Raw genomic sequence first — 25,258 nt, forward strand, 5'->3', positions numbered from 1 at the left:
GCGGGGGCCGGTGCAGTGCCGGTCCCTACCGCAGGAATTGAAATACGTTGTCCCGCCGGAGGTTCCGCGGTGGTCCCGGTGAGCCGGATGTCGATGTCGAGCTGAGCAATCTCGACAAGGTGTTGTATCCGGAGACGGGAACGACCAAGGGCGAGGTGATCGCCTACTACTCGGCCGTCGCGCCCGCCATGCTGCCGCATATCGCCGACCGTCCGGTCACCAGGAAACGGTGGCCGAACGGGGTCGACGCGCAGTCGTTCTTCGAGAAGAATCTGCCCTCGCACGCGCCGTCCTGGATCCCGCGGCGCACGATCGAACATTCCGATCGCCCCGTGCACTATCCGCTGATCGACTCCGAAGCCGGACTCGCCTGGATCGGACAGCAGGCGGCGCTGGAAGTCCATGTGCCGCAATGGCGTTTCGACGGCGGGGAGATCGGCGCGGCGACCAGGCTGGTCTTCGACCTCGATCCGGGACCGGGCGCGGGCCTCGCCGAATGCGCGCGGGTGGCGCTGCTGGTGCGCGAGATGATCGACGGCATCGGATTGCGCGCCTTCCCGGTGACCAGCGGCAGTAAGGGTATCCACCTGTATGTCCCGCTGGCTCGGGCGCTGAGCCCGGGTGGTGCGTCGACCGTGGCCAAACAGGTCGCGACCAATCTCGAGAAATTACATCCCGACCTGGTCACCGCGACCATGGCGAAGGCGGTGCGGCGCGGGAAGGTCTTCCTGGACTGGAGTCAGAACAATCCGTCCAAGACCACCATCGCCCCCTATTCGATGCGTGGGCGCAGTGTCCCCAATGCCGCGGCGCCGCGCCGCTGGGACGAGATCGAGGATCATGATCGGTTGCGGCACTTGCGATTCGACGAGGTGCTCGTCCGCTTCCGTGACGACGGCGACCTGCTCGCCGATCTCGATCCACCCGTCACCGCCGCACGATCGGGCGGAACACCGGTCGACGCGCTCACCACCTACCGCTCGATGCGCGATCCCGGCCGCACCCCCGAGCCGGTGCCCGCGGCGGTTTCCAGCGAAGGCGCGGGGGACCGGTTCGTCGTCCAGGAACATCACGCGCGTCGGCTGCACTGGGATGTGCGCCTCGAACGGGACGGTGTGCTGGTCTCCTGGGCGGTGCCCAAGGGCCCACCGACCTCCTCGGAGCAGAACCGCCTCGCCGTGCACACCGAGGATCATCCGCTGGAGTACCTGGACTTCCACGGAGAGATCCCCCGGGGTGAATACGGCGCGGGGAAGATGACCATCTGGGATTCGGGCACCTACGAGACCGAGAAGTGGCGTGATGACGAGGTCATCGTCGAATTCCGAGGCACCCGCCTGACCGGCCGCTACGCGCTGATCCGGACCAACGGCAAACAGTGGCTGATGCATCTGATGCGCGATCAGCCGGGTGCGGGCGACGCCGCGTCCGAATCCGGCCGTGCCGAACCGTCGAACGGGATGCTCGCGCCCGCGCGCGATCCCGTGGCGTTGCCGCGCGGTCTCGCGCCGATGCTGGCCACGCCGGGAGCCGTCGGCGAACTGGACGACGACGAGTGGTGCTTCGAGACGAAATGGGACGGATTCCGTCTCCTCGCCGAAATCGATTCCGGTACGACGACTCTGCGCAGCCGCGCGGGCAACGTGGTCACCCGCCGCTATCCCGGAATCACGGCCCTGTCCGACGAATTGCCCGGACACAGTGTGGTTCTCGACGGTGAGGCAGTCGTCTTCGACGATCACGGCGTCGCCAACCTCGGGCTGTTGCGGGCGGATCCGGCACACGCGATCTTCGTCGCCTTCGATGTGCTGCACCTGGACGGCACCTCGTTGCTGCGCAAACGGTATTCCGACCGTCGCAGGGTGCTGGAGGCCCTGGCCGCGAACGCGCCGTCCATCCTCGTGCCGCCGCACCTGGACGGCCCCGGATCGGCGGCCCTGGATCAGAGCACCCGGCTGGGCACCGAGGGCGTGGTCGCCAAACGCAAGGAGTCGGTCTATCTACCGGGCAAACGCGGGCACTCCTGGGTCAAGGAACGCAACTGGCGCACCCAACGGGTGGTGGTCGGGGGCTGGCGGCGCAGCGAGGCGCGGGAATTCAAATCGCTGCTGGTGGGAATTCCGCACGGCGGCAAACTGTATTACGTCGGCCGGGTCGGCACCGGATTCGGCGATACCGAAATGCGCGAACTGGCGCGACGTCTGAACAGGTCGGCGCGCAAGACCAGTCCGTTCGACAACGACCTCACGGCGGATGAACAGCGGGACGCGGTGTGGGTCACCCCGGCGATCACCGGCACGGTCCGTTTCATGAACTGGACCGAGACCGGACGGCTGTGGCATCCGGCCTGGCTCGGCGAATCCGACGAGGCCGATTAGGCCGGTATTAGCCAGAGGTTCGCGGTTCGGTGTGATTCGGTTGTCTCACGGCTGAATTCGGTACCTCGATCATGGACGGCGGACGATCGCAGGCGACTCGAGTGCCGGTCGTTGACCCATTGCCGGGCGCGCGTCACCGCAGTACCGTCGAGGGTCCGCGAGATCGACACCTCGAAGAACAGGGGAGGCGCGATGCGGTCCCATGGTTGTTTGCCGACCGCGCCGGGAGCCCCGGCACGCAGGCACGGAATTCGGCGGATTCTGCTCGCCGTCCTCTCGATGATCGCCGCACTGTCGCTCGTCCCGGTGCACTCGGCGGGGGCGGATCCGGCCCCGCCGGAAGCGGATCCGTTCTACGCCGCGCCGGAAGAACTGTCCGGGTACGCGGCGGGCGCGGTCATCCGGTCGCGGCCGATCGCGATGTTCGGTCTGCCGCTTCCGGTTTCGGCCACCCAATTGCTGTACCGGAGCACCGATTCGTACGGAGCGCCGATCGCGAACGTGGCGACCGTGCTGGTGCCGAATCTGCCGTGGTTCGGCGGCCCGCGCCCGGTGCTGGCCTACCAGGTCGCCGAGAACAGCATCGGGTCGCGCTGCGCGCCCTCGCACGCCCTGCACGGCGGCTGGCCCACCGGTTGGAACACACTCGTGGACTCGCCGTTCATGGCCGCGGCGATGCTGCGGGGCTGGGCTGTCGTCGTCAGCGATTACGAGGGGCCGGATTCCCGCTTCCTCGACGGGGTGAACTCGGGTCGCGGCGTGCTCGACGGTGTCCGCGCGGCGCTGGCCTCGGGGCACGGCGGCATCGGAGCGTCGAGTCCGGTCGGGGCGTACGGATATTCGGGCGGCGCGTACGCGACCCTGTGGGCCGCGGAACTACAGCCCGAATACGCGCCAGAACTGCGGTTGGCCGGTATCGGCGCGGGCGGCGTGCCCGCCGACTGGGCTGCTATCGCGGAGGGTGTGCAGGGCACGACCCAGGCCGGTCTCGCCGTGCTGATCGTGCACGCGATCACGCGCAACGATCCGGAGGCGGGCCTGGTCGACCTACTCAACGATCGTGGGCGGGCGATGCTGGTGGAGGACGCGGGCGCGTGCGGCGAGGAACTGATCTTCAAATATGGCGGCGCGCGCGTGGACGACTTCGCCGCTGCCCCCGGCCTGTTGTCGCATCCGAGATTCCAGGCGGCACTGCGATCGCAGGAGTTGGGCGGTCGTGTGCCCGCGACGCCGATGTACCTGTATCACAGCACATCCGACAATGTGATTCCCGTGGCCGGGTTCACCGGGCTGGCCACCCGCTACTGCGCGCTCGGCGCGGATCTGGTCGGGCGGCATTCGCCGGTGCCGGGCCACAATCCGGTCGCGGTGGCCGAGGTGACCGGCGCGTTCGACCATCTCGCCGACCGTTTCGCGGGATATCCGCACGCGCCGGGATGCCTGGCGCGCTGAATGGCGCACACCCGCGCGGGTGTGCGCCCCGCTTCGGCTAATTCGGCTTCGTCGCGAACTTGGATGTCCCGGGCGGGGCGGTGAACGTGCTGAGCATTTCGATCGCGGCGATGACCAGGGCGGGCCCGCCGACGATGAGGGTGCCGACGATACCGCCGATGGCGGCGCCGGTGGCCACCGTGCCGATCCCGACGATGCCGCCGAGGAAACCGATGAGCCCGATCCCGGCGCCGATCGCCGTGCCGACGAACGTGCCGATGGCCGTGGCGATTCCGAACTGCGTCTCGAACTCGGATTGGGCGCGCAGATTCTCGATGGCCGAGGCCACCGGCTTCACCTGCACCGGCCGGGCGTGTTCGCGGTCCTGGACCACGGTGAGTTCGAGGACGGTGGCGGCGTCGCGCACGGCGTGCGGCAGCGGGAATTCCATCCCGTTGGCCTGAAAGGACAGCGGCAGCGTGGCGACAGCGTTACCGGCCTCGTCCTCGATGGTCACCGTCTCCCCGGTGACCTCGAAGGTTCCGTGGGTGAGGGTGGTGACGATCTTGTTGCCGACCAGCCGCATGTCGTATCCGATATCGGGAAGTTTCGCCTCGACGGGCTGCGCGTGGGTGACCCCCGCGCCGACGGTGACGGCGACGGCGAGCGGTACCGCGGCCGCGGTGATCTTTCGGAGAATCATTTTCCGGGTCGTCCAATCTTCATCAGTTCAAGCCCAACGCATGCCCCAGCTCTCGGCAGCACTCCCCGAGGTATGTGGAGCTTTGATGTTTCAGATTGCGGGTGAGGACAATCTACCTCGCGGATAACGGTTCTGACCCCAGAACCGGGGGCATTCGTCTAGGATTTCGGCCGCGGATTTCGTGATAGCGCAACGCTATCCCGCGGTCAGATCAGCAGGTCGAGCCCGACCGAACCCGCGCAGACCAGTACGACCAGCCCGAGCGCGAACGCGTCGCGGCGCGTGGGGGAACTCGGATGCGCGGTGAGCATGCCGGTGCCGCCACGCGCGGTGATGGCTTCGCCGAGTTCGGTCGCACGGCGGGTCGCCACCGCCATGGCTGCGGTGAGGATATCGATGAGCGGATTGTCGGCGGCCCGGTCGATCAGAGTGTCCTTGGGACGGAGTCGGCGCGCGGCGCGCAGCACCCGGATCTCCTCGAGGAGCAGCGGCAGGCCGCGCAGCATCAGCGCGACGACCACGGCCCACTCGTCCACCGGTATCCGCAGCCGCCGCAGCGGCGCGCCGAGTTTGGCCAGCGCGGGCGCGATATCGCCCATCGGGGTCGTCCACGCGATGAGGAAGGACGCGGCGACCAGGATCAGCCCGAACACCACGACCTGGGCGTAGCGCAGCACCGCGGCGCCACCCACCGGCAGATTCATCAGTCCGCCGAGCGCCAGCGCGGCCCAGAACCACCAGGGCAGTCTTGGCAGCGTGCCGAGCGGCAAACGCGCGACCAGGCCGATCGCCACGAGGAAGATCACCATGGCCCCGAGCACCGTCCACGACGGCCAGAACATCAGCAGCAGGCTGATGACGAAGGCGCCGATCATCTTGGTGCCCGCCCAGAGGCTGTGGACCGGACTCGCGACCGGCACCTGACGCAGCAGCACGGTGCTCATGGACGTCCTCCGTTGTCGATGCGCCACGCGGCGTCACCCGGTGCGAGCGGGGCGGGCCGCCCGTGGTGCCCGGTTCTGGTACCGAGGGCGGACGCGGCGTCGGTCACCGCGGCGCTCTCCGGAATACGTCCCGCTTCCAGATGTACGGTTCGGTCGCAGACCGCCGCCATATCCGCGACGTCGTGCGAGATCACGATGAGCGTGAGTCCCGAATCCCGCAGTCGTGCGAGCAGTTCCACGATATCGGCGCGACCTTCGGGATCAAGGCCTGCCAGCGGCTCGTCGAGTACGACCACCTGGGGCCTGCTCGCCACGATGGCCGCGAGCACCACCCGCTTGGCCTGCCCGCCGCTGAGTTCCTCGATCGAACGCGCGGCCAGCGCCCGGTCCAGCCCGACGGCGTCCAATGCCCGGCCGACCGCCCCGGATCCGGTCGCGCGGCCACCCCAGTTCGCGATCTCCTCGCCGACGGTCTGCTTCTGCAATTGCAGGCGGGTGTGCTGGAACGCCAGGGCGACACTGCCGATCCGGCCGGTGACCGGTTTGCCCTCGAGTTCGCAGGCCCCGGCGCTGGGCCGGATGAGTCCGGCCACGATCCAGGCCAGCGTCGACTTGCCCGACCCGTTGCCGCCGACGACGAGCAGCGCCTCGCCGCGCCGGACCACGAGGTCGACGCCGTGCAGCGCGGGGGCCTCCCACGGGGTGCCCCGGTTGTAGGTGTGGCGGATACCGCGCAATTCCAGTAGCGGTTGGCCCATCGGACGGCGTCGGTCGTCGCGCGCGGGTCGTGGCCAGGCGGGCAGTCGCTCGACGGCTCGGCCCGCGGCCAAGTGGACGACCCGGTGTGCGGCGGCGGCGTCGGCCTCGTGATGGGTGACGAGTACGACCGCCATCGGATGCCGTCGCGGCAGATCGGCGAGCAGGGTAACCAGGTCGCGTCTGCCGTCGGGGTCGATCATCGAGGTCGCCTCGTCGGCGATGAGCAGCGCGGGCCTGCGCGCCAGCGCGGCGGCGACCGCGAGTCGCTGCTGTTGTCCGCCCGACAGCGTCGCCGTCTCGCGATCGCCCATTCCGGCGAGTCCGACCTCGCTCAGCAAACCCTCGACATCGATCTCGCCCGCCGATTCGGCGGGCAGGCCCCAGACCACGTCGTCGGCGACGAGCACACCCAGCGTCTGGCTTTCCGGACGTTGCAGGACCAGCGAGGTGCCGCCGCGGTGGCCGAGCCCGGCCGAACCTGGCCGCGACACCTCACCCGAACTCGGCGGCATCCCGGCCAGCAAACGGGTCAGCGTGGATTTGCCCGACCCGTTGTGGCCGACGATCGCGACGAATTCGCCGACTCGCACGGTGAGGTCGATTTCGCTGATCGCCTCGGCGGACGCGGCCGGGTACCGGAATCCGGCCGCACGCAGCGTCACCGGAAGCGGCGCGATGGGGCGATCGTCGGGCGGCGCGTCGAGCCGGTCGTGATTGGGCAGCCAGGCCAGCCGGTCGAGTACCGAGCCGAGCACCCACCACGACACCAGCGCGCTGAAGACCACACCGACCGCGACGCCGCCGCCGACCCAGGCCCACCACCAGCGCAGCACCGAATCGGTGAGATCGGCCGCCGCCGTGCCGAGCGGTTCCAGTCGCGGCTGACGCGCGGCGATCTTCTGTATCCCGGCGGCGGTGTTGCGGACCGTTTCGAAGAACAGTTCCCTGGTCTTGGCGAACAGCAGCAGCGAACCGACGGTGAACGCGGCCCAGACGAGCCCCGCCAGCGTCGACAACCCGAGCACCGCGAACAGGCCGCGCCCGTGGCGCTTCACCCAGCCGATGATGCCGCCGATGGTCGCCGTCCCGATGACGCCGAGCGCGGGCATGACCCCCGCCGCGACGAAGGTCACCAGGGTGGCCGCGACGGTCGCGGTGACGAGGGCGCGGGCCCGGTAGCGATGCGCGAGCATGCCCATCGGCACCGCGGCGACCAGTTGCAGGGCGGCGGCGAAGGGGATCACCGAACCGACGGTGATCAACCCCACCGTGACACCGCCGAGTACCGCACCGGTGGCCAGCTCGATCGGGCGCAGCGGCCCGCGCTCGTCGGTCCGTTCAGTCCCCTCCAGGGCACTGGGCAGTTCGCTCACGGGTCAAGTCTGCCAGTAGCGGACCTGCCATCCCCACGATCACCGATCGCGGGGGTGTTCAGCCCGCCGGTGTGAGCGCGTAGTCGTCCGGCTTCAGCCGTCTGGTGCGCCGCCGATAGCTGGTCACGGTCCCCGGCCAGTTGTTCGTGATGCGCCCGGACGTGGTGCGATACCAGCTGCCGCAGAAATTCCACGGGGTGCGATCGAGGCGTTTCTGTAAAGCGGTATTGAATTGCCGCTCGGGTCCTTCGCGCACCTCGAGGTAGCTGCCTGGGTGTTCGGCGAGCAATCGCACCGCCTGGCGGATGTAGCGGGCCTGGGATTCGATCATGTAGACGATGGAACCGACGCCGAGATTGGTGTTGGGACCGTAGACCATGAACAGATTCGGGAAGCCGGGCACGGTGATGCCGTAGTGGGCGTGCGCCCCGTCCGCCCAGGTGTCGCCCAATTCGCGTCCGTTCCTGCCGTGAATCTCTATGGGCCAGAGGAATTCGGTGCCCTTGAAACCGGTGCCGTAGATGATCACATCGACCGGATGCACGACGCCGTCGGCCGTGCGCGGGCCGTCGGGGGTGATCTCGGTGATCGCGGCGGTTTCCACGCGCACGTTGGGCCGGGTCAACGCCGGGTAGTAGTCGTTGGAGAACAGCGCGCGCTTACATCCGATCGGATAGTCCGGGGTGAGAACGGCGCGCAGCCCCGGATCCTCGACCTGTTCGCGCAGGTGACGCTCGGCGATCCAGGTGACGAGGCGTGCGATGGCCGGAAATTCCACCAGCCCCAGCGCGACGAATTCCCCGATCGACCACCACCCGAGACGTTCGAGCGACAGCATCCCCGGCACCCGCGCGAAGATCCGGTGCTGCACGGGGGAGTAGTCGGTGTCGAATTTCGGGATAACCCAGGGCGGGGTGCGCTGGAACACGGTCAGCCGGTCGACCACCGGCTGGATTTCGGGTACGAACTGGATCGCGCTGGCCCCGGTGCCGATACAGGCCACCCGCTTACCGGTCAGGTCGACGTCGTGGTCCCAGCGCGCGGAATGGAAGGCGGGGCCGGCGAAGGTGTCGATTCCGGCGATGGCGGGCAGCGCGGGACGGGACAGTTGGCCGACGGCCGGAATCAGGACGTCCGCGAATCGGGTCGTCCCGTCGGCGGTGCGTACCTGCCAGCGACCGCTGTGTTCGTCGAATACCGCACCGGTCACCTCGACGCCGAATTCGATGGCGTCGAACAGTCCGTGCCCGCGCGCCACACCGGTCAGGTACTCGTGGATGGCGGCGCGCCCCGAGTACCGCTGTGGCCAGTCCGGCTTCGGTTCGTAGGAATAGGAGTACAGCGGCGACGGAACGTCGCACGCGGCGCCCGGATAGGTGTTCTCACGCCACACGCCGCCGAGGTCGTCGGCGCGTTCCAGGACGGTGACGTCGCGGAAACCGCCGCGTCGGAGTTCGATCGCCGCGCCGATCCCGCCGAATCCCGCGCCGATGACCAGCACGGATGGCCCCGATCGAGTACCGGCGACGGGCCGAGGAGTATGTGTCATGTGATTCTCCCCACAGACGTCCTGGTTCCACTGTAGGGCGCCCCGTCGGGCCGATCGAGAATTTCGGCCATAATGGCCGGGTGAGGCGGGTGGTGGATCCGGGAATCCGTGATTGGGACTTTCCGCGCGGGATCGCCAGCGTGGCGCTGATGGTCGGCTACGCGGGCGAATACGGGGTGCCCGCCGCGCGGATGCTGGCCGGTACCGGTCTGATCGAGCCGATGCTGCACGACCCGGACGGTCAGATCGACGCCACCACCGAACTCGCGGTCATTCGCAACCTGGTCGGTGAACTCGCCGAGCGACGTCCCGCGCTCGGTGTCGAGATCGGCCGCCGCTACCGCATCACCACCTTCGGCATCTTCGGCTTCGCCTGTGTCAGCAGTCCGACCCTGAGCGAGGCGATCGCGTTCGCGTTGCACTATCTCGACCTGAGTTTCACGTTCTGTCTGCCGGTGGCCGAATGGTCCGATGGTGAATTCGTCGCGTGGGTGCACGACGAATCGGTCCCGGCCGATGTGCGTCGACTCCTGGTGGAACGCGACGTGACCGCGATGAACCAGGTGATGAGCGATCTGCTCGGTCGGCCGTTGCCGCTGACGCGGGCCGAATTCGCCTTCGACGAGCCGGCCCACGCCGACCGTATCGCCGAGGTCACCGGGATCACGCCGCGATTCGGCATGGCGCACAACCTTTTCGCGATCGACCCGGCGATCCTGGATCAGCCGCTGCCGCAGGCGAACGAGCACACCTGGGCGATGTGCCTGGCGCAATGCCGGGATCTGGTCGATCGCAGACGGGCGCGCACCGGGATCGCCGCCGAGGTGCGCAAACTGCTGGTCCCCGGCGACGCCGACGGGTTCGCGGCTCCGGCCGGAATCGACTCCGTGGCAAGCGATCTCAATATGAGCACCAGAACGCTGCGGCGCCACCTGGACGCGGCTGGCACCAGTTACCGAGCGCTGCTCGACGAGGTGCGGCGCGCCCTCGCTGAGGAAATGCTCACCGCCACACCACTTTCGGTCAGCGACGTGGCGATCCGGCTCGGATATGCCGAATCGTCGACGTTCATCTACGCGTTCAAGCGGTGGACCGGGGCCACCCCCGCCGCCTATCGGCGCGTCCGCGCCTCGCGGCGCTGACCGAACCTAGTGCGACGGCTGTACCGCGACGCGCCCGCCCATCGGCACCGTACGGAAATGCGTTGTCAGTCGGCGCTTTTCGTCGATGATGTGTAGCGCGATGGCGGGATCGGGGGCGTAGTCCATTACGCGGTGCGGCAGTTCCAGCTCCCATTCGCCGCCGAGGATCGAGGCGGTGCTGGGCCCGATGAGCAGGGGACGACCCGCGAAGGTGGTCGCCGCGGGGGAATGCGCGTGGCCGGTGATGACGCCGACGATCCGGTCGTCACCCGCGACCACCTCGGCGAGCGCGCCCGGCTCGAGCAGGGAGATCTCGTCGACCACCGGGCTGAACAGGTGCGCGGGCGGATGGTGCAGACCGAGCAGGACGGGCGCGTCGGGCGCGGCGTCGAGAGTGGCGCGCAGCCAGTCGAGAGTGTCGTCGGACAGCCGCCCCGCGGCTTGACCGGGAACACTGGAATCCAGGAGTACGACGGTGGATTCGCCGACCCGGTGCGCCTGGTTGAGCGGTTCGTCGGACGCGGGCTGACCGAGAAGTACGCTCCGGAAATTGGCGCGGTCGTCGTGGTTGCCGGGGACGGCGTAGACGGGGATGTCGGTCCGCAGCGCCGCGCGCGCGTCGGTGTACTGCTCGGCTTTGCCGGAATCGGTGACGTCTCCGGTGACCAGGATCGCGTCGGGGCGGCGGCGTAGACCGGTGAGAAAGCTCATCACGCGTTCCACCCGTGCGGTATTGCGGGCACCGAGATCGAAGTGGGTATCGCTGACCTGAGCCACCAGGATCATCGGCGTTCGCTTTCTCTGGGGGATCGCTCCATTGCGTCAGAGTGTGCCCACGTCACCTTCGAGGCACCTATCCAGGCTAAATGACCTGGGCGTTACGCGTCGCCATGAGGCTCGCCACGGTGGACGACCGTGCTGTTGATCAGTGATCTGCATCACAGCTATGTCATTCGACACGCTCGGCGAGAGTCTTGTTGTAAAGGGTCTGCAAGGCCCGCACGAACGCGGCGCGGTCCGCCTCGGGGAGTGCGGCCAGCAGTGCTTCCTCCCGATCCTGAATCTCGCGTTGTGCCCGGTCGCGCAGGGTGCGCCCGGCCTCGGTGATCGAGATCAGGTTGACCCGGCGGTCGGCGGGATCGGGTCGGCGCACGATGAGGTCACTCCGCTGGAGTTCGTCGAGCACGCCGATGACGCGCGTCTTGTCCGCGCCGATCGCCTTGGCCAGCGCCGCCTGTGTATAGACCGGTTCCGCGTCGAGGCCGAGCAGGACCGCGTAGCCCCACATCGTCAGCCCGTGCCGTCGCAGTATCGGCAGTTCCGCGTTCATCAGCGCGCGCCCCAGTGGAGCGATCATCGCGGCGAGGTCGGGGCGTCGGACATCGGGCATATCAAGAAAATAGCGGTTGGCCTATCGTAAGCGTAGCCATATGATGTGCATAGGCTTACGATAAACTTTCGCCTATCGAAGGAAATCCGATGACCGCCGACTCCCTCGTCCCCGTCTCCGACCTGCTCGCCCACCACGGGGCGGCGGTCCGAACGAGCATCCGCATCGTGGACCATGTCACCCACGCCGACCTGCGCAAACCGACCCCGTGCGCCGACTGGACCCTGCACGGCCTGCTCGCGCACATGATCGCCCAGCACCACGGCTTCGCCGCCGCGTCGCGCGGGATCGGCGAGGCCGACCGGTGGAAGACGCGCCCACTCGGCGACGATCCCGCCGCCGACTACCGCGCGAGCGCCGAAGGCGTCCTCGCCGCGTTCGCCGAACCCGGTGTGCTGGAACGCGAGTTCCCGCTACCGGAATTCAGCCCGACGCACCTGTTTCCCGGAGCGCAGGCCGTCGGATTCCATTTCATCGACTACGTCGTGCACTCCTGGGATGTCGCCAGGACGCTCGGAATATCGGTGGATTTCGACGCCGCCGTGCTCGCGGCAGCGCGCCCGGTGGCGGCAGCGGTGCCGGGTGGATCGATCAGGACCGCGCCGGGGTCGGCATTCGGGCCCGCGGTGGCGTGGCACGGCGCGGCGACACTCGACGAGATCGTGGCCATGCTCGGTCGCGCACCGGACTGGCGCGACTGAAGGCGCGGTCAGTCGTCGCCGAGCAGCGCGGTGGCGCGGTCCAGCAGCTCGACCGGATCGGACGCGGCCACCGCCACGGGCTCCCAGAAATCCGGTTCGGGCGTCGCCTCCAGATCGAGTTCGGGCGGTGTCCGCCACGAGGCCGACAGTCCGAGACGCCAGGAATGCAGGTGCGCCCGCGGTTGCGCGCCGGATCGGTCGAACAGCGGATCGCCGACGATCGGATGACCGATCCACGCCAGATGCACCCGGATCTGGTGCCGTCTCCCGGTGATCGGACGCAGGGCCAGCAGCGCCCGCCCCTCGGCGCGCGCCACCGTCGCGAAATGGGTGACCGACGGGTATCGCTTGGTGTCCAGCAGGTCGTCCTCGTCGACATACCAACGGCCGGAACCGGATTCGTGTATCGCCTCACGCGGCGCGGCGATCCGCACCCGGTTCTTGCGCCCCACGCTCAGCGGCAGATCGATCACCCCCCGATCCGGAAGTTCCGGGTCGTCCACCACCGCGAGGTAGGCCTTGCGGGCGGTCTGCTTGTTGAACTGGCGGGTCAACTCGCCGTGCGCGGCCAGGTCGAAGGCCAGCAGCACCAGACCCGATGTCACCTTGTCGATGCGATGCACCGGGTAGAGCGTCTGCCCCGCCGCCTCGGCGAGTTCGACGATATCGGTGTCGTGCCGCTCCCCGGTCACCGAGATTCCCGCCGGTTTGTTCAGCGCGATCACCGCGTCGTCGGCGGCGATCAGGTAGCGATCACGTAACTGTGGCCAGTTCATCTGCACCCGCAGGAGCCTAATCGGGGCTTTCGTGCCGAGTCCGTCATATTCTGGGGCTTGCCCGCTCTTCCGAATTTCCGAGACCGCGTCTCGGCAGCGAGTAGGAGAAACCAGTGAGCGCACACGGCACCGAAGCGGGGGAGAACCAGGGCGGCGCGTCACGCCCGTCGACGTCGGACAAGGCCGGCTCCAAAGCGGGAGGATCGGTCGGCAGCGGTAAGGGCACTCGGCCCACACCGAGTGTCATGCCGCGGAAAAAGCCGGTGTGATCAGGCGTCCTTCGGTCGCAGCAGATGCGGCCGCAAGCGGTTGAAACCGCGGACGCGGACGCTGCGCAGATTTCTGAGATCGAATTCCGGATCGCCGTCGAGCGCGGCCGCCGCACCGTCATCGATCAGGATGGTGCCCGGTCGCGCGACACCGGTGAGCCGGGAGGCCATATTGACCACCGAGCCGTACAGATCGCCGAAACGCTGCAATACCGGCCCGTAGGCGAGGGCGACCCGTAGCTCCGGGGTGCCGCCGACCATCATGGTCGACTCCTGGATCGCCAGCGCGATACGCGCGCCCGCCGCGGCCGTCTCCGCCGCGAACATCACCTCGTCGCCGACATTCTTGATGACCCAGCCGCCGTTTTCGGTGATCGCGGCCGTCGTGGTCGATTCGAAGGCTTCCAGCAGCATGGACAATTCGTCGGGATGCAGATGCCTGGTCAGGCGGGTGTAGCCGACCATATCGGCGAATCCGACCGCGAGTTCCCTGGTGGAATCCTCGGCGGTGCCGCCGTCGATCGAGCGGGCCAGCGCCGCGGCGAGGTGACGCCGCCACGCGTAGGTCTGCAATTCCTCCAGCACCGAGACCGTTTCCTCGGTGGCCGTTCGCGCGATCTTCGCCAGTTCCTGCGGATCGGTCACCGCACCGTCGGCGGTCGCCGCCTGGACTCGGCTGGTGATCTCGGCCAGCACCAGGTCCGACTGCCATTCGGCGAGCCGCGCCATACCTTGGCCGAGGGTGCGCGCGGCGGCGGCCTGCTGGCGCAATCCGGAGTCGGCGACCACGTTCATGCCGCGGAAATTGCGGACGGCGGAAACGTCGGCGTCGGTGTAGTCGACGGCGTCGTCCGGATTGACCGGGAAACCGAGCGCCGTCCAGAGCTTGCGCGACACCTGCTCCGACACGCCCGAGCGTCCGGCCACCTCCGCGCGGTTGTACCGCCGTTCGCCGTCGAGCAGATAGGACTCGACGACAGACTGCACGAGTTCGGAGATTTCGGGCGCCACCATGGTTCGTACATTACGTTCCGCGCCCACCCGGCGGCGGCGATGTGCGGGGGACTTGGGCAACCTCACAGCGGGGATGCCGCCGGAGGGTGTCGCCCGGTCGCGAATGATGTTGTCGTCGAGGGTTATCGGTCGGCGGGGTCCGCCGGGATCGGTCTATTCCGCGCTCGGCAGAATCATCAGGGCCACGATCAGGCCGAGGGCGATACTCGACCCGGCCAGGACCGTGACAACGGCCGACTGGGTGAGCACCGCGATGGCGATGGTGAAGGCAATACAGGTGATCGCGGCCAGGACGGCGGTCCCCGCTTCCACACCGGCGATTCGGGTTGGTCGCTCTTCCGTCACTGTCATACCTCGCTGAGTACCCAGACGCTGTCGTTACGAAACCGTGATAACCGGTTCCACTGTCATTTCCGGACCGGCGCGTGGACTGAACATTCTGTGCGCCAGAAGCTTTCGATCTTCCATAGGTATATCGCGCCCCACCGACAAGTAGCCGATTCCGATCGATTCCCATCGTCGTCGTTCGTCGACGCGAAAGCGACACCTTTTCGAGACACCGTCGTAGAGACACCCGCGCATCCGATTCGTCACGCGGCAACCATTGAGACACACATCACGCGATAATGGTCGTGACGATTCCCCGTCCGCGGTGTCTACGCAGTGAGCGGTGGAGGAGGTGCTGTGACCACGACCGAAGCGGTTCCCGACACCGCACCCGATGTGGCGACCCTGGTGAGCAGGGCCCGCGACGGTGACGTGCGATCCTACGAACAGCTAGTGCTCCGCTATCAATCGCGGATGTTCCGCCTCGCGATCAAGATGCTCGCCGACCGCGCCGATGCCGAGGACGCCGTGCAGGACGTATTCCTCGACGCCTGGCGACGGCTTCCGCAACTCGCGGCCGACGACGCCTTCATCGCCTGGGTGTATCGCATGACGACGAATCGGTGCCTCAACGTGATCAGGGCCCGCCGCCCGCGCGTCGACGTGGATCCCGACGACACCGCGTCCCCGCGCGCCGACATCCAACCCGAGCAGGCCGCACAGGTGAGCGGCCAACTGGCGGCATTGAACGCGGCGCTCGGCACGCTGACCCCCGAACAACGCGCCTGCTGGCTGCTGCGCGAACTGGACGGACTTTCCTACGAGGAGATCGGAGACATCGTGGGCGCGAAAACCACCGCGGTGCGCGGGCGTATCGCACGGGCACGGGCCCAGCTGTCCGAGGCGATGAAACCGTGGCGATGAACAGCACCAGCGAAGAACAGGACTACCGGCTGCCCTGCGGTCGTGAACTCGAACAGGTCTGGGACCGACTCGACGCCGTCGACGCCGGATTCGGCGACGAACACGAGACCGGGTGCCCGCATTGCTCGGCCGCCCGCGAGAGCCTGCGCGCGTTGCGCGCGGCGACGGCGGAACTGATCTCCGAACCGGAGCAGGCGCCACCCGATCTGTTCGGACGCATCATGTCCGCGGTCCGCGCGGACGCCCACCGCGGCCAGGCCCTGGAACTGCCCACCCCGGCGCCGGGCCGCGTCGAGGTGAGCGAGCAGGCCGTCGCCGCGATCCTGCGCTACGCCGCCGATACCGTGCCGGGCGTCGTAGCGAGGCACTGCCGGGTGCGCGGTGTCGCCACCGACGACATCCACCGCGTCGAGGTGCGGATGTCGGTCGTGATCCGGATCGGTCACACGACCGTCGGCGCGGCGCTGCCCCTGGTCAGGGCCAGGGTCGCCGCCGCGCTGAGCGCCAGGGTCGGCCTGGTCCTCGAGCGGTTGGATCTGGTGGTCGCCGACATCGTCGACGAGGGGGACGACCGGCGATGAACGGCGGTTCGCACTGCGAGATCGTGATCGAACCACCGGTTCTGGCCGCGATATCGGCCCGCGCCGCGCTCGCCACCCCCGGTGTCGTCCGACTCGAACCCGGAATACGCGGATTGGTGTCGACCCTGGTCCGGGTGGGTAAACAGCGCTGGGCGGGTGCCGATCCGGCGCCGATCGAAGGGGTGCTGGTCCGGCGGGACGAGGACGGTGCGGTCCGTGTCCGGGTGAATCTGGTGCTCTCCGCCGATCGCCAGGTGGCCGCCGTCGGATACGCGGTGCAACAGGAGGTCTCACGGGTGGTGTGCGAGCAGACCGGGGTGACGGTGGCCGAGGTATCGGTGTCGGTGCACGATGTCGAACCGGAGACGGTGTGAGCGCCGCCGATTCCACCGCCGCGGTCGAGGCCGTCATCACCGCCGTCGACACGACGACCGGTGTCCGCCTTGCCACGCCACTGGGCGTCGACGTCCCGCGCTGGTGGCCGTGGGATTCCAGGGGCGGTGCCGTCGACCTGTGCCCCGATCGGATCGAGGTGCGGGTGGTCGCCGCCGCGCTGCCACTGCCGCCGCTACTGGACAAGACCGCCGACGCGCTGCGCACCGCACTGGTCGGCACCGGTTGGGCGCACGCCCGGTTGTGCGTGGTGGTGACCGAACTCGATTCCGCCGCTTTCGAATCCGACGAGGGGGTCACCTAGCTTGCCGCGCGTCGGCCGTGACGATCGGGCGCGGCCGGTGTCGTTCCAGCGACCCGATCGACCGTTGTTTCCGAATGTCGACCAGGAGGAATCATGAACGCGACCACCACCGACAAGCCTGCCGACCGGGCCGCCGCCGAACAGCAGTCGCCCACGTCGTCCGGCGCGGCCCGCCCGGACGGCGCCCTGTCGAGCGAGCAGGGCACCACATCCATCGCCGATATCGTGGTGCAGAAAGTCGCCGGACTCGCCGCGCGCGAGGTGCGCGGCGTGCACGATCTCGGCGCGGGCGCGACGCGCGCGTTCGGGATGATCCGCGACCGGATTCCCGGGGCGTCCGCCAGTATCGGGCAGGGCGTCTCGGTCGAGGTCGGCGCGACGCAGACGGCGGTCGACCTGGAGATCGTCGTCGAATACGGCGTCTCCATCGCGGAATTGGCGCGCGCGGTCCGCCGCAACGTCATCAACGCGATCGAGCAGATGACCGGGCTGTCCGTCGTCGAGGTCAATATCAATGTCAACGACGTCTACATCCCCGGTGACGACGACGAGGAACCCGTGCGCACCACCCGGGTGCAGTAGTGAACGCGACGACGCTGTGCCTCGCGGTCGGACTCGCGCTCGGATTCGCCGCGGCCTTCGGCGGTTTCGGCGCGTTCACCATCGTCGCGCTGTTCGGCCTGGTCGGCCTCGCCGTCGGACGTTGGCTCGACGGCGATCTCGATATCGGCGCGATCGTCCGCTCCGCTCAACGCCGGGGTAGGCGATGACCGCTGCCGCCGCCGAATCACCCGGCCGGACCACGGTCTCGCGCCGAGCCGTCCGGCGTATCGCAGCCGAAGCGGCCCGCGAGGTCCCCGGTGTCGCGGGAGCCGTCGATATCGATGCCGAGATACACGGTGAAACAACACTTTTGGACGTGCGCCTACCGATCCGCTACCCGCTGCCGATCACCCGCGTCGTCGAGGCGTGCCGCGAACACCTGTTTCGCCGGACCTCGGAACTGACCGGACTCACGGTCACAGCCGTCGACATCGCCGTCGCCGAGCTGTCTACGAAAGATGTTGCGGTAAGGAGGATCCGGTGATTCGTCGGTCCAGGCGCGCGGTGCCGGCGATCCTCGTCGCGGTACTGCTGCTCGCACTCTGCGTGGCGGTGGCGGTGTCGTTGGTGCAACGGCTGATGGGTGCGCACGAGTACCTGTCCTACGACACCGTCGCCACCGAGTTGTACGAAACCCGGTGGAACGACCTGTCGGTACTGATCGTCGGCGTGGTCGCCGTGGTGCTCGGCGTCGTTCTCCTCGCCGCAGCGATGTGGCCGGGAAGACTTGTAGTGCTGCCGATTTCGGATTCCGACAAGATGAGTGCCGGAGTATCGCGTGCGGGTCTGCGAACGGCGCTGCGCGCCACGGCGGGGACCGTGCAGGGGATCGATAAACCACGAATCCAACTGCGCGGCAATATGATCACGGTATTCGGCGAGTCACGGCGTCGCAATACCGATGGCATCGCCGAAGAAGTCTGCGCCACCCTGACCAGGCGCGTCCAGGAGATCGGGCCACCGGTGCGGCGGGTACGAGCCCGGCTGCGCCCGTCGAAGACGACCGAGCTCGAATGAGCGGGATCAATCGGCCCGCGGCCCTCAACCGGACCCTGCTCGGTACGGTCGGGGCGTTACTGCTCGGTGGGGGTGTAGCGCTCCTGGTCGCCCACTACGGTCACCTGCCCCGGGTCGACGCCGATTCCACCCTCGTTCCCGGCAGCGCCGCGCCCCCCACCTGGGTTTTCTGGACGGTGCTCGCGGGCGCGGTGGTTCTCGGTCTGCTGTGCCTGCGTTGGCTGCTCGCCCAGGTGTCCCGCATGCCGAGGGCACGGATCTGGGAGACGGATGGCACCGAATACGCGGGCGCGACAATTCTCGAATCCACGATCGCCGCCGCCCCCGTCGCCACCGATATCGAGACCTACGACGGCGTCGACTCGGCCTCGGCCTGGCTCAGCGGCACCCGCACCGCCCCCGAACTACATCTCGTCGTCACCGCCGAACCCTCCGCCGACATCACGGCACTGCGCCACCGAATTCTCGACCACGCGGTGGCGCGATTGCGCGCGGCGCTGGAAGCGGAAGTCGTCACCGTCACCATGGAATTGCGATTCGTCGCGCGGGATCACCGGGTCGCGCGCGTGCAGTGAGCGCGGTCGCGTAGTCCCGTGTTCGGCACTCACGCGGTCCGGCGCACGTCGCGGCGAAGGCGCTGCGCGACCTCGGCGAAGGTGACGGCCGGAGAACTGCCCGTTTCGATTCGGTAGGTGGTCACGCACTGTGCCGGGAGGCATGCAACGCCGGGATGCCCGGAACGGCCTCGGGTGACGCCGGATCGTGGCGTCGCGGACGGCGGCGGACCCGCGCACCCCGGTCGCACCGCGTCGGCTCTTCGCGAGCAGTATTGGCCGATGAGCGCATTTCCCGGGGATAGCCGGTGACCCTGCCCGCACCGACCGACACCATGATCCCCGCGGACGGCGGCGCGGTGCATGTGCGCGTCGAAGGCAGGGCCGAGGCCCCCACGGTCCTGCTCATTCACGGTTTCGCCGGTTCACTCCACTGGTTCGACGACCTGACCCGTCTACTGAGCGCGGACTACCGCGTGATCCGCGCCGATCTGCGCGGTCACGGCCGGACGGGCGGGGATACCGGGCTCGATCCCGAGTCGCAGTCACGCGCGCTGGCGTCGGTGCTCGACTCGCTCGACGCGCGCGGCGTGCTCGCGGTCGGCCATTCCTACGGCGCGGACGTGGCACTCGCGCTGGCGCGCCGATCCGATCGCGTGCGCGCCGCCGCGATCATCGGCCAGGCGCCCGACTACAGCTACGCGAACCTGCCGCGCGGCGGCGTGATCATGACACTGCCGTTACTCGGCGCACTACTGCATCGCCTCAGCCCGCCCGCCGCCGTACGCCTCGGACTGCGCACCGGTTTCGCGCCCGGATTCCCGATCGACAATGCCTTCGACGACCCCGACCGCCCGATCCGCGACCACCGCGCGATGAGCCCTGGAATGTATCGCGCAGTCCTCACCGACAGACAGACCCGCCTTGCCGCCGACCCGCTCGACGCCCAGGTGCGTGCGCTGGGAAAACCCTGCCTGGTCATCCACGGCGATCGGGACCAGATGTACGACCCCGCCCGAACCGTCGCCCGCTACACGGCCGCAGGCGCGGAGGTGGAAATAGTGCCCGGAACTGGGCATTCACCGAATATCGAGCGACCGCACGATGTTGCGCGCATCCTCGCGGCCGGACTCGAGCGGGGTGCGGAATCCTCGATTCAGTGATTCTGCGGACTTCCTACACGCGTGTCGCGACCACCGTGTACCCCCTCTGATCAGGTCATTTGTCCACGGGATACCGATAAAGTGTTGTTGCACAGTGACTTTCGATTCAGGTGGTGCTCCGTGTAATTTACGCCGCCTCGGCGGGCAGTGTGGAAACTTGACGTTTCTCTTAATGTGGGTCGATGTCGTCCGTTGTCCGCTATGTTTCGCATGCGGCATGCGGCATGCGGCATGCGGCATGCGGCATGCGGCAGGAGCGCCTGTGCGCCTGTGCGCCTGCAAGACCCGCGCTCCACCGCGCTCTATCTATCCCCCACAAGGCGCATTGGGCGCCGATCGGTTGCGGGCAATCGGATCGTTGACCCGCGAGGGACCGCTGCGCGAGTGTGTCCAATTGGACACACTCCGCCCGTGGCAATGAAGGGCGGGCGCGGCGGGCCTCGGAGATGGCGAGGCCATCGAGTCGGACATTTCACCGGCCGTCAATTTCCCCCGGACTGTCCAGTGGTCGTTGCCGCAACATTCGCCGGACCAAGTGACGGCCGAACGCCCGATCGCGTCCCTCTCGGGCGCCGCTGATGACAGTGGTGATCACGCGAACCGTGATCGCAGCTTGCACGACAGCGATGGCGGAAGTTCCGGTAGTAGCCGCAGCGGCGACGGGTGGTCGCAGAAAGTAGAACTGGCGGCCGCAGTGAAGGTGGTTGCACAGTCGGCGACGCACTGTCGGACAGGCGCGGTCGCCTGGCGCCTCGAACGCACGCGCCATCGGTACCTCGAACGCACGCGCTATCGGTACCTCGAGCGCACGCGGCTGTCCCGCCACCGGTGGCTCATCGGTAAATCGGCACGACCCATCCGGTGCGTCTGCGGTGCTGGATGGGGGACACGGGTGTCGAGATGCGTCGGAATCAGGCGCGCTTGTCGATCCGCACCTGCGTCGATCCCGATGCCGGGACGCGGTCCACAAGGACCGTGCCTCGGTGGAGGTGCGCGCACTTGCGACTGTCGCGCGGTGGGCACACCGAGTGACACGCAAACCGACACGCGATCAGCCCTCGCATCTCCACCCGGCGTGTCTCACGCCCTGCGGCGCGCCGCTGTATCGGCGTGGCGTCGACCAATCGGCGAATGTGAGTGATGTCCGTGCCAGACTGATTTCCGCCACAGTTCCAGCGCACTCCTCACACTCGGAGGACTGTTCATGACGAATTCTGTTGCGCCACTCGATCTGCCCGACCCCCTCGTGATCACGCTGGGGAATCTCAAAGGCGGTGTCGGCAAGACCACCTCGGCCTTCTTCCTGGCCTCCTATTTCGCGCGCGTCCACCAACGGCGCGTGCTGGTGATCGACGCGGACCCGCTCAGTCAGACCGGCTACTCCTGGTATCGACGTCTCACCAGAGGCCATGTCCAGGTGCCCTTCGACCTCGTCGCCTTCCCCTCGCGGCATGTGGGGGACTGCATCGCCGACAATGCCAAGGCCTACGACGTCATCATCGTCGACGCGGGCGGTGAGTCGGCCGAGATCTTCAAGGCCGCGATTCCGGTGAGCGACGAATTGATCCTGCTGACCAGCGTCAGCCCTTCGGAGGTGAAGCGCGTGCCGAGTACCTATCGCGCGGCCGAGGAGGCCGCGGCGGGCAGTGGGCGCGAGATCCGGGTCCGCGTCCTGATGACGAAGGTGCCGGTGACGATGAAGAAAGGGGTCAACGTATCGACCGAATACCGCACGCAACGCGGAAATCTGGAGGACGCGGGCTACGAGGTGTTCGTCTCCTATCTGAGTGCGTGGAAGTGGTATCGGGAAGCAGCCGATGGGGAAGTCGGTGACGGCGCCGAGAACCCGATCGAGGATCTGGCCGAATATCGGCAGGTCGGCGACGAATTGGTGAGTCCTTACCGGGCCGTCGTGGAGGTGTTCGCCTGATGCCTCCGCAGCGGAGAAAGGGCTCGATAGGCGGTGGTTCGGCTAATCCGCTGGCGGACAGCGCCGAACACACGCCGCCGGTATCGCCGTTGCGCGACGCCCAGTGGCGGCGGGCCGAACAGTCGGAGCCGTCGAACATCGGGGCCGAACCGGTGGAAATCGTGGTGCCCGCCGTCGAAATACCGGTGGAGTTACCGAAAACCGCGGTGGAACCGGCCACCGCGCTGACCATGCCGCTACCGGAAACCCCTGGAGACGGCCCGCTCAGCGATCGCGAACAGCAGCAGCTGTCCGCGTGCGAATCCTCCATCGACAGCCTGCGCATCGCGTTCTGGGCGGCCGGTAGGGCGTTGCAGATCGTGCGCGACGGGCGTTTGTATCGCAGCGAGCACACGACTTTCGACGAATACGTCGAACAGCGCTGGGATATGCAGCGGTCCTACGCGCACAAACTCATTCGCGCATGGCCGTTGGCCGCGCGGCTGCACCCGGTCGCGCCCGCGATCAACGAGGGACAGGTGCGCGAATTGCTGACGGTCGCCGCCGAACACGGTGAGGATGCCGCCGTCGCGGTATATACGACATTGGCCGACGATCCCGAGGTCAAGGTCACCGCGGGCAAATTACGCGAGGCCGTGGCGATCCTGCCGCGGCATTGCGGCGAAGTCGAGGTGCGCCAGCGTGTGCAGGCCTGGCTGCGCGGTGAATTCGGGTCCGATAACGACGGCCCCGCGATAGATCTGTTCTCCACCGTGGAATCCAGGCTGGCCGCGCTGGGCCGTCGGGTGGTCAAGGGGTCGGGCGAAGATCCGGTCGCGGCGCGCGAATTCGCCGCGCGGCTGCGTTCGCTCGCCGAACAGATCGAGGAGCAGATCACCGCCTGAACCCTGCTCCGCACAATGCCCCGTAGCGCTCGACGCGCTGCGGGGCATTTTGTTCGGAAATTGAATTCGAATATCGTCCGCAATTCTTTATTTGTTTGTTATCTAATTACCATACGAATGTCTTTGACCTAACCGTGATCCAGCCGAAAGATGAACGCTCGGATCCGCTGGGACCGGGATCAGATCACCGTGATGTTTTTCGAATCAATTCGAAGGCCGTGGTGAAGAACGCAAGTCGCCATAGCCCGACGATGTGAGCATCGGAGGACCGAATCATGGCATCACCCGAAGACGTCCGATATTCTCGCTGGCTGCGCCGCGCGATCATGCTGGTGGTCGGCGCCGCAGCCGCCGCCCTGGGGGCACTGCTGCTGACCGCCGCCCCGGCGGCGGCCAAGGCGGTGACCATCCCGGGAGTCGGCACCTTCGAAATTCCGGAACAGATTTCCGTGCCAGCGATCGAGACTCCTCATTTCAAAACAGCTCCTGGAACAATGGAAATTCCACCGCGCGATATTCGTTCGAATACGCCGGTTATCGCTGATATCGAGTTCGGCGTGCAGCCCGCGGTCGCCCGCCGCGCACCTCTCACGGGCAATGACATCGAGCCAGGCGACCGGTCGGGTGAGGACACCCCGTCGGGTCCGAGCACCGGTGCTCCTTCCGGAACCGGCGCGGGTACGTCCTCCGAGACCGATCCGGGTACGCAGTCCGGCACGGGCACTCAGCAGGGGGCCGGTACCTCCTCGCAGCAGCCCGGTGCGGCGTCGACCGAGTCGGGTACGCAGTCCGGCGTCGAATCGAATACGCAGCCGGGTACGTCATCCGGAACCCAGGGCGCCGGCACGTTCGGGATCGAGCCGGGCACCGAGTTCGGTGCGGGCACTCCCTCCGGAACCGAGCAGGGTTCGCGGCCGAGTACCGGTGGCGCCGAGTCGAGCACCGAGCCGGAAACCTCTTCCGGCACCGAGTCGGGTACCGGTGCGGGCACCCAGTCGAATACGAAGCCCGGCGCGGGCGCTCAGTCCGGGAACAACGGTGAATCCGGCACGGCCACTCGGCCGGGCACCGGACAGGGCACGCTCGGAACCGAGCCGTCCACACCGGACCTCTCCGGCGCGCTCGCAGAACTGCTGCCCGAACTCGAACAGTTCCTGTCGTTCGAATTCCCCGGCGTGGACCTCCCCGGCGGCGAACTGTTCACCCCCGCCCCGAAGAAGTCGGCTCCGGCCTCCGGCCCCCGCCTCGAATTCGACGCCTACCCGGGCACCGCACTCCCCGGTGACGTCATCGAGTTGGGCACACTGCCCGGCGCCTCCGATTTCCCGCCCTTCGCGCGAACGAACACCCCGGTGCGCCCGGCGCGTATCGCCGACGGAGGATCCGACATCACCGCGATGACGGGAGCCCGCGAGTTCCATCCGGCCACCGCCGCCGGAATCGGCACGCTCCCCGGAGTCGCCGAATTCGCCGGTCTCGCCCGCACCGCACTCGGCACGCTGCCCAGCGCGGACAGGTCCCCGATGTTCAGCGAGATCGGAATCGGTGCGACCCCCGCTCCGGGCCCGGGCCAGTTCTCCCCGTTCGCCGGATTCGACATGACCACCCTTCCCGGCCTCGCCGACGCCCCGGCCGACAAGTCGGTCGGAATGGCGATGCTGCCCCGACGCGATGCTGGTGACGCCGTGCCCGGTGTGCTCGCGGAATTCCGCTTCGGAAGCGAGACCACAGCGCCCGCCATGGCCCGATTCGATGCCGTCGACACGGGTGCCTCCACCGCCGTCCGGCTTCTCGACCCAACGGTGACCGGCGCGCCCGCCATCGCCCGGTTCGACAGCGGCGCGGCTCACCCCACTTCGGTTCCCGCCGTCGGGACGACGAGCATCGTGCCTTCTCGCACCCCCGCGCTTTCCGGCGCATCCTGCTCCGACCTCGTTGACGCCCGCGCGGCCGTCGTCCCCGCCGTCGCCCGGATCGATGCCGCCGGCACAGGTGCCGCGCAGTTTCCGACGGTGGCAGGAATCGATATCGCCACCCTCCCCGGGATCGCCCCCCTCGCCGAACTCGTCGCGACCCGAATCGGATTCGGTGCCGCACCCTGGTTCGGCGGCCCCGCGATCTCGATGAACACCGATACCCGTCCCGGGAT

25 protein-coding genes and 1 pseudogene are annotated in these 25,258 nt (G+C 67.9%); 17 read left to right on the forward strand and 9 right to left on the reverse strand.

The features are described 5' to 3' along the window. The first annotated feature begins 47 nt into the window (after positions 1–47). Together JZ792_RS20025 and JZ792_RS20030 are read left to right on the forward strand one after the other, a co-directional pair. Complete coding sequence (locus JZ792_RS20025) at positions 48–2,378, forward strand: ATP-dependent DNA ligase (RefSeq protein WP_216912177.1); 2,331 nt, start codon at positions 48–50, stop codon at positions 2,376–2,378. Positions 2,379–2,570: 192 nt separating this feature from the next. Continuing rightward, entirely contained in the window at positions 2,571–3,830 is a 1,260-nt protein-coding gene (locus tag JZ792_RS20030; RefSeq protein WP_216912179.1) for a lipase family protein, read from the forward strand. A 37-nt stretch (positions 3,831–3,867) separates the two neighbouring features. Here the strand turns inward: JZ792_RS20030 and JZ792_RS20035 are convergent, their stop codons facing one another. The 4 genes from JZ792_RS20035 to JZ792_RS20050 form a co-directional block, all read right to left on the reverse strand. Next, positions 3,868–4,512, reverse strand: a complete 645-nt coding sequence (locus tag JZ792_RS20035) for a DUF8020 domain-containing protein (RefSeq protein WP_216912181.1) — start codon at positions 4,510–4,512, stop codon at positions 3,868–3,870. 206 nt (positions 4,513–4,718) lie between these two features. Then, entirely contained in the window at positions 4,719–5,456 is a 738-nt protein-coding gene (locus tag JZ792_RS20040) for a CbiQ family ECF transporter T component (protein WP_216912183.1), read from the reverse strand. Beyond that, the gene (locus tag JZ792_RS20045) at positions 5,453–7,588 is read right to left on the reverse strand and encodes an ABC transporter ATP-binding protein (RefSeq protein WP_216912185.1); all 2,136 of its coding nucleotides are present in this window, start codon (positions 7,586–7,588) and stop codon (positions 5,453–5,455) included. The genes JZ792_RS20040 and JZ792_RS20045 overlap by 4 nt, the downstream gene beginning before the upstream one ends. A 58-nt stretch (positions 7,589–7,646) precedes the next feature. Continuing rightward, positions 7,647–9,137, reverse strand: a complete 1,491-nt coding sequence (locus tag JZ792_RS20050) for a flavin-containing monooxygenase (protein ID WP_216912187.1) — start codon at positions 9,135–9,137, stop codon at positions 7,647–7,649. A gap of 80 nt (positions 9,138–9,217) precedes the next feature. Here JZ792_RS20050 and JZ792_RS20055 point away from each other — a divergent pair, with 80 nt between their 5' ends. Continuing rightward, entirely contained in the window at positions 9,218–10,279 is a 1,062-nt protein-coding gene (locus JZ792_RS20055; RefSeq protein WP_308165367.1) for an AraC family transcriptional regulator, read from the forward strand. A gap of 6 nt (positions 10,280–10,285) precedes the next feature. On the opposite strand, the gene JZ792_RS20060 is transcribed toward JZ792_RS20055, so the two are convergent. Both JZ792_RS20060 and JZ792_RS20065 read right to left on the reverse strand, forming a co-directional pair. Then, positions 10,286–11,065 carry a metallophosphoesterase gene (locus tag JZ792_RS20060; protein WP_216912190.1) on the reverse strand — a complete coding sequence of 260 codons (780 nt, stop codon included), beginning with the start codon at positions 11,063–11,065 and terminating at the stop codon, positions 10,286–10,288. Between the two features lie 163 nt (positions 11,066–11,228). Beyond that, a complete protein-coding gene (locus JZ792_RS20065) occupies positions 11,229–11,669 on the reverse strand; it encodes a MarR family winged helix-turn-helix transcriptional regulator (RefSeq protein ID WP_216912191.1) in 441 nt (146 codons plus the stop codon). Between the two features lie 89 nt (positions 11,670–11,758). Between JZ792_RS20065 and JZ792_RS20070 the strand changes: the two genes are divergently transcribed. After that, entirely contained in the window at positions 11,759–12,370 is a 612-nt protein-coding gene (locus JZ792_RS20070; protein ID WP_216912192.1) for a TIGR03086 family metal-binding protein, read from the forward strand. 8 nt (positions 12,371–12,378) lie between these two features. Here the strand turns inward: JZ792_RS20070 and JZ792_RS20075 are convergent, their stop codons facing one another. The 3 genes from JZ792_RS20075 to JZ792_RS20085 all read right to left on the reverse strand — a co-directional run bounded on the left by JZ792_RS20075 (position 12,379) and on the right by JZ792_RS20085 (position 14,780). Continuing rightward, entirely contained in the window at positions 12,379–13,146 is a 768-nt protein-coding gene (locus JZ792_RS20075) for a pseudouridine synthase family protein (RefSeq protein WP_254190085.1), read from the reverse strand. Positions 13,147–13,415: 269 nt separating this feature from the next. Beyond that, positions 13,416–14,429, reverse strand: coding sequence for an adenylate/guanylate cyclase domain-containing protein (locus JZ792_RS20080; RefSeq protein ID WP_216912194.1), 1,014 nt, complete (start codon positions 14,427–14,429; stop codon positions 13,416–13,418). A 153-nt stretch (positions 14,430–14,582) separates the two neighbouring features. Further along, positions 14,583–14,780: a hypothetical protein gene (locus tag JZ792_RS20085; RefSeq protein WP_216912195.1), complete on the reverse strand. Its 198-nt coding sequence runs from the start codon at positions 14,778–14,780 to the stop codon at positions 14,583–14,585. Between the two features lie 333 nt (positions 14,781–15,113). On the opposite strand from JZ792_RS20085, the gene JZ792_RS20090 reads away from it, so the two are divergent. From JZ792_RS20090 to JZ792_RS20150, 13 genes and pseudogenes are all read left to right on the forward strand, one after another. Further along, complete coding sequence (locus JZ792_RS20090) at positions 15,114–15,680, forward strand: RNA polymerase sigma factor (RefSeq protein WP_216912197.1); 567 nt, start codon at positions 15,114–15,116, stop codon at positions 15,678–15,680. After that, a complete protein-coding gene (locus JZ792_RS20095; RefSeq protein WP_216912199.1) occupies positions 15,677–16,261 on the forward strand; it encodes an Asp23/Gls24 family envelope stress response protein in 585 nt (194 codons plus the stop codon). Before JZ792_RS20090 ends, JZ792_RS20095 begins: the two co-directional genes overlap by 4 nt. Then, on the forward strand, positions 16,258–16,635 hold the full coding sequence (locus tag JZ792_RS20100; RefSeq protein ID WP_216912201.1) for an Asp23/Gls24 family envelope stress response protein: 378 nt from the start codon (positions 16,258–16,260) through the stop codon (positions 16,633–16,635). Before JZ792_RS20095 ends, JZ792_RS20100 begins: the two co-directional genes overlap by 4 nt. Further along, positions 16,632–16,958 (forward strand): hypothetical protein, encoded by a 327-nt coding sequence (locus tag JZ792_RS20105; protein ID WP_216912203.1) that lies wholly within the window; start codon positions 16,632–16,634, stop codon positions 16,956–16,958. The genes JZ792_RS20100 and JZ792_RS20105 overlap by 4 nt, the downstream gene beginning before the upstream one ends. Positions 16,959–17,051: 93 nt before the next feature. Then, positions 17,052–17,540: an Asp23/Gls24 family envelope stress response protein gene (locus JZ792_RS20110; protein WP_216912205.1), complete on the forward strand. Its 489-nt coding sequence runs from the start codon at positions 17,052–17,054 to the stop codon at positions 17,538–17,540. Next, positions 17,540–17,728, forward strand: coding sequence for a hypothetical protein (locus JZ792_RS20115; RefSeq protein WP_109525323.1), 189 nt, complete (start codon positions 17,540–17,542; stop codon positions 17,726–17,728). The genes JZ792_RS20110 and JZ792_RS20115 overlap by 1 nt, the downstream gene beginning before the upstream one ends. Then, a complete protein-coding gene (locus JZ792_RS20120) occupies positions 17,725–18,045 on the forward strand; it encodes an Asp23/Gls24 family envelope stress response protein (protein WP_216912207.1) in 321 nt (106 codons plus the stop codon). The genes JZ792_RS20115 and JZ792_RS20120 overlap by 4 nt, the downstream gene beginning before the upstream one ends. Continuing rightward, on the forward strand, positions 18,042–18,578 hold the full coding sequence (locus tag JZ792_RS20125) for a DUF6286 domain-containing protein (RefSeq protein ID WP_216912209.1): 537 nt from the start codon (positions 18,042–18,044) through the stop codon (positions 18,576–18,578). The genes JZ792_RS20120 and JZ792_RS20125 overlap by 4 nt, the downstream gene beginning before the upstream one ends. Beyond that, on the forward strand, positions 18,575–19,153 hold the full coding sequence (locus JZ792_RS20130) for an alkaline shock response membrane anchor protein AmaP (protein ID WP_216912211.1): 579 nt from the start codon (positions 18,575–18,577) through the stop codon (positions 19,151–19,153). Before JZ792_RS20125 ends, JZ792_RS20130 begins: the two co-directional genes overlap by 4 nt. Positions 19,154–19,440: 287 nt before the next feature. Next, positions 19,441–20,295, forward strand: coding sequence for an alpha/beta fold hydrolase (locus JZ792_RS20135; protein ID WP_216912213.1), 855 nt, complete (start codon positions 19,441–19,443; stop codon positions 20,293–20,295). Positions 20,296–21,499: 1,204 nt separating this feature from the next. Next, on the forward strand, positions 21,500–22,225 hold the full coding sequence (locus JZ792_RS20140) for a ParA family protein (protein WP_216912215.1): 726 nt from the start codon (positions 21,500–21,502) through the stop codon (positions 22,223–22,225). Then, entirely contained in the window at positions 22,225–23,109 is an 885-nt protein-coding gene (locus JZ792_RS20145; RefSeq protein ID WP_216912217.1) for a hypothetical protein, read from the forward strand. The genes JZ792_RS20140 and JZ792_RS20145 overlap by 1 nt, the downstream gene beginning before the upstream one ends. 275 nt (positions 23,110–23,384) lie before the next feature. Continuing rightward, positions 23,385–25,258: pseudogene (locus JZ792_RS20150) on the forward strand (hypothetical protein); the annotation flags it as partial.

This window comes from Nocardia noduli, assembly GCF_019038455.1.
Taxonomy (GTDB): Bacteria; Actinomycetota; Actinomycetes; order Mycobacteriales; family Mycobacteriaceae; genus Nocardia; species Nocardia noduli.

Bases quoted from the DNA above. Each gene is read 5' to 3' on its own strand.
- JZ792_RS20145 (WP_216912217.1), top strand. From the start codon at position 22,225: ATGCCTCCGCAGCGGAGAAAGGGCTCGATAGGCGGTGGTTCGGCTAAT.
- JZ792_RS20085 (WP_216912195.1), bottom strand. From the start codon at position 14,780: ATGACAGTGACGGAAGAGCGACCAACCCGAATCGCCGGTGTGGAAGCG.
- JZ792_RS20080 (WP_216912194.1), bottom strand. From the start codon at position 14,429: ATGGTGGCGCCCGAAATCTCCGAACTCGTGCAGTCTGTCGTCGAGTCC.
- JZ792_RS20130 (WP_216912211.1), top strand. From the start codon at position 18,575: ATGAGCGGGATCAATCGGCCCGCGGCCCTCAACCGGACCCTGCTCGGT.
- JZ792_RS20070 (WP_216912192.1), top strand. From the start codon at position 11,759: ATGACCGCCGACTCCCTCGTCCCCGTCTCCGACCTGCTCGCCCACCAC.
- JZ792_RS20095 (WP_216912199.1), top strand. From the start codon at position 15,677: ATGAACAGCACCAGCGAAGAACAGGACTACCGGCTGCCCTGCGGTCGT.
- JZ792_RS20040 (WP_216912183.1), bottom strand. From the start codon at position 5,456: ATGAGCACCGTGCTGCTGCGTCAGGTGCCGGTCGCGAGTCCGGTCCAC.
- JZ792_RS20120 (WP_216912207.1), top strand. From the start codon at position 17,725: ATGACCGCTGCCGCCGCCGAATCACCCGGCCGGACCACGGTCTCGCGC.
- JZ792_RS20100 (WP_216912201.1), top strand. From the start codon at position 16,258: ATGAACGGCGGTTCGCACTGCGAGATCGTGATCGAACCACCGGTTCTG.
- JZ792_RS20035 (WP_216912181.1), bottom strand. From the start codon at position 4,512: ATGATTCTCCGAAAGATCACCGCGGCCGCGGTACCGCTCGCCGTCGCC.
- JZ792_RS20030 (WP_216912179.1), top strand. From the start codon at position 2,571: ATGCGGTCCCATGGTTGTTTGCCGACCGCGCCGGGAGCCCCGGCACGC.
- JZ792_RS20110 (WP_216912205.1), top strand. From the start codon at position 17,052: ATGAACGCGACCACCACCGACAAGCCTGCCGACCGGGCCGCCGCCGAA.
- JZ792_RS20075 (WP_254190085.1), bottom strand. From the start codon at position 13,146: ATGAACTGGCCACAGTTACGTGATCGCTACCTGATCGCCGCCGACGAC.
- JZ792_RS20050 (WP_216912187.1), bottom strand. From the start codon at position 9,137: ATGACACATACTCCTCGGCCCGTCGCCGGTACTCGATCGGGGCCATCC.
- JZ792_RS20060 (WP_216912190.1), bottom strand. From the start codon at position 11,065: ATGATCCTGGTGGCTCAGGTCAGCGATACCCACTTCGATCTCGGTGCC.
- JZ792_RS20065 (WP_216912191.1), bottom strand. From the start codon at position 11,669: ATGCCCGATGTCCGACGCCCCGACCTCGCCGCGATGATCGCTCCACTG.
- JZ792_RS20140 (WP_216912215.1), top strand. From the start codon at position 21,500: ATGACGAATTCTGTTGCGCCACTCGATCTGCCCGACCCCCTCGTGATC.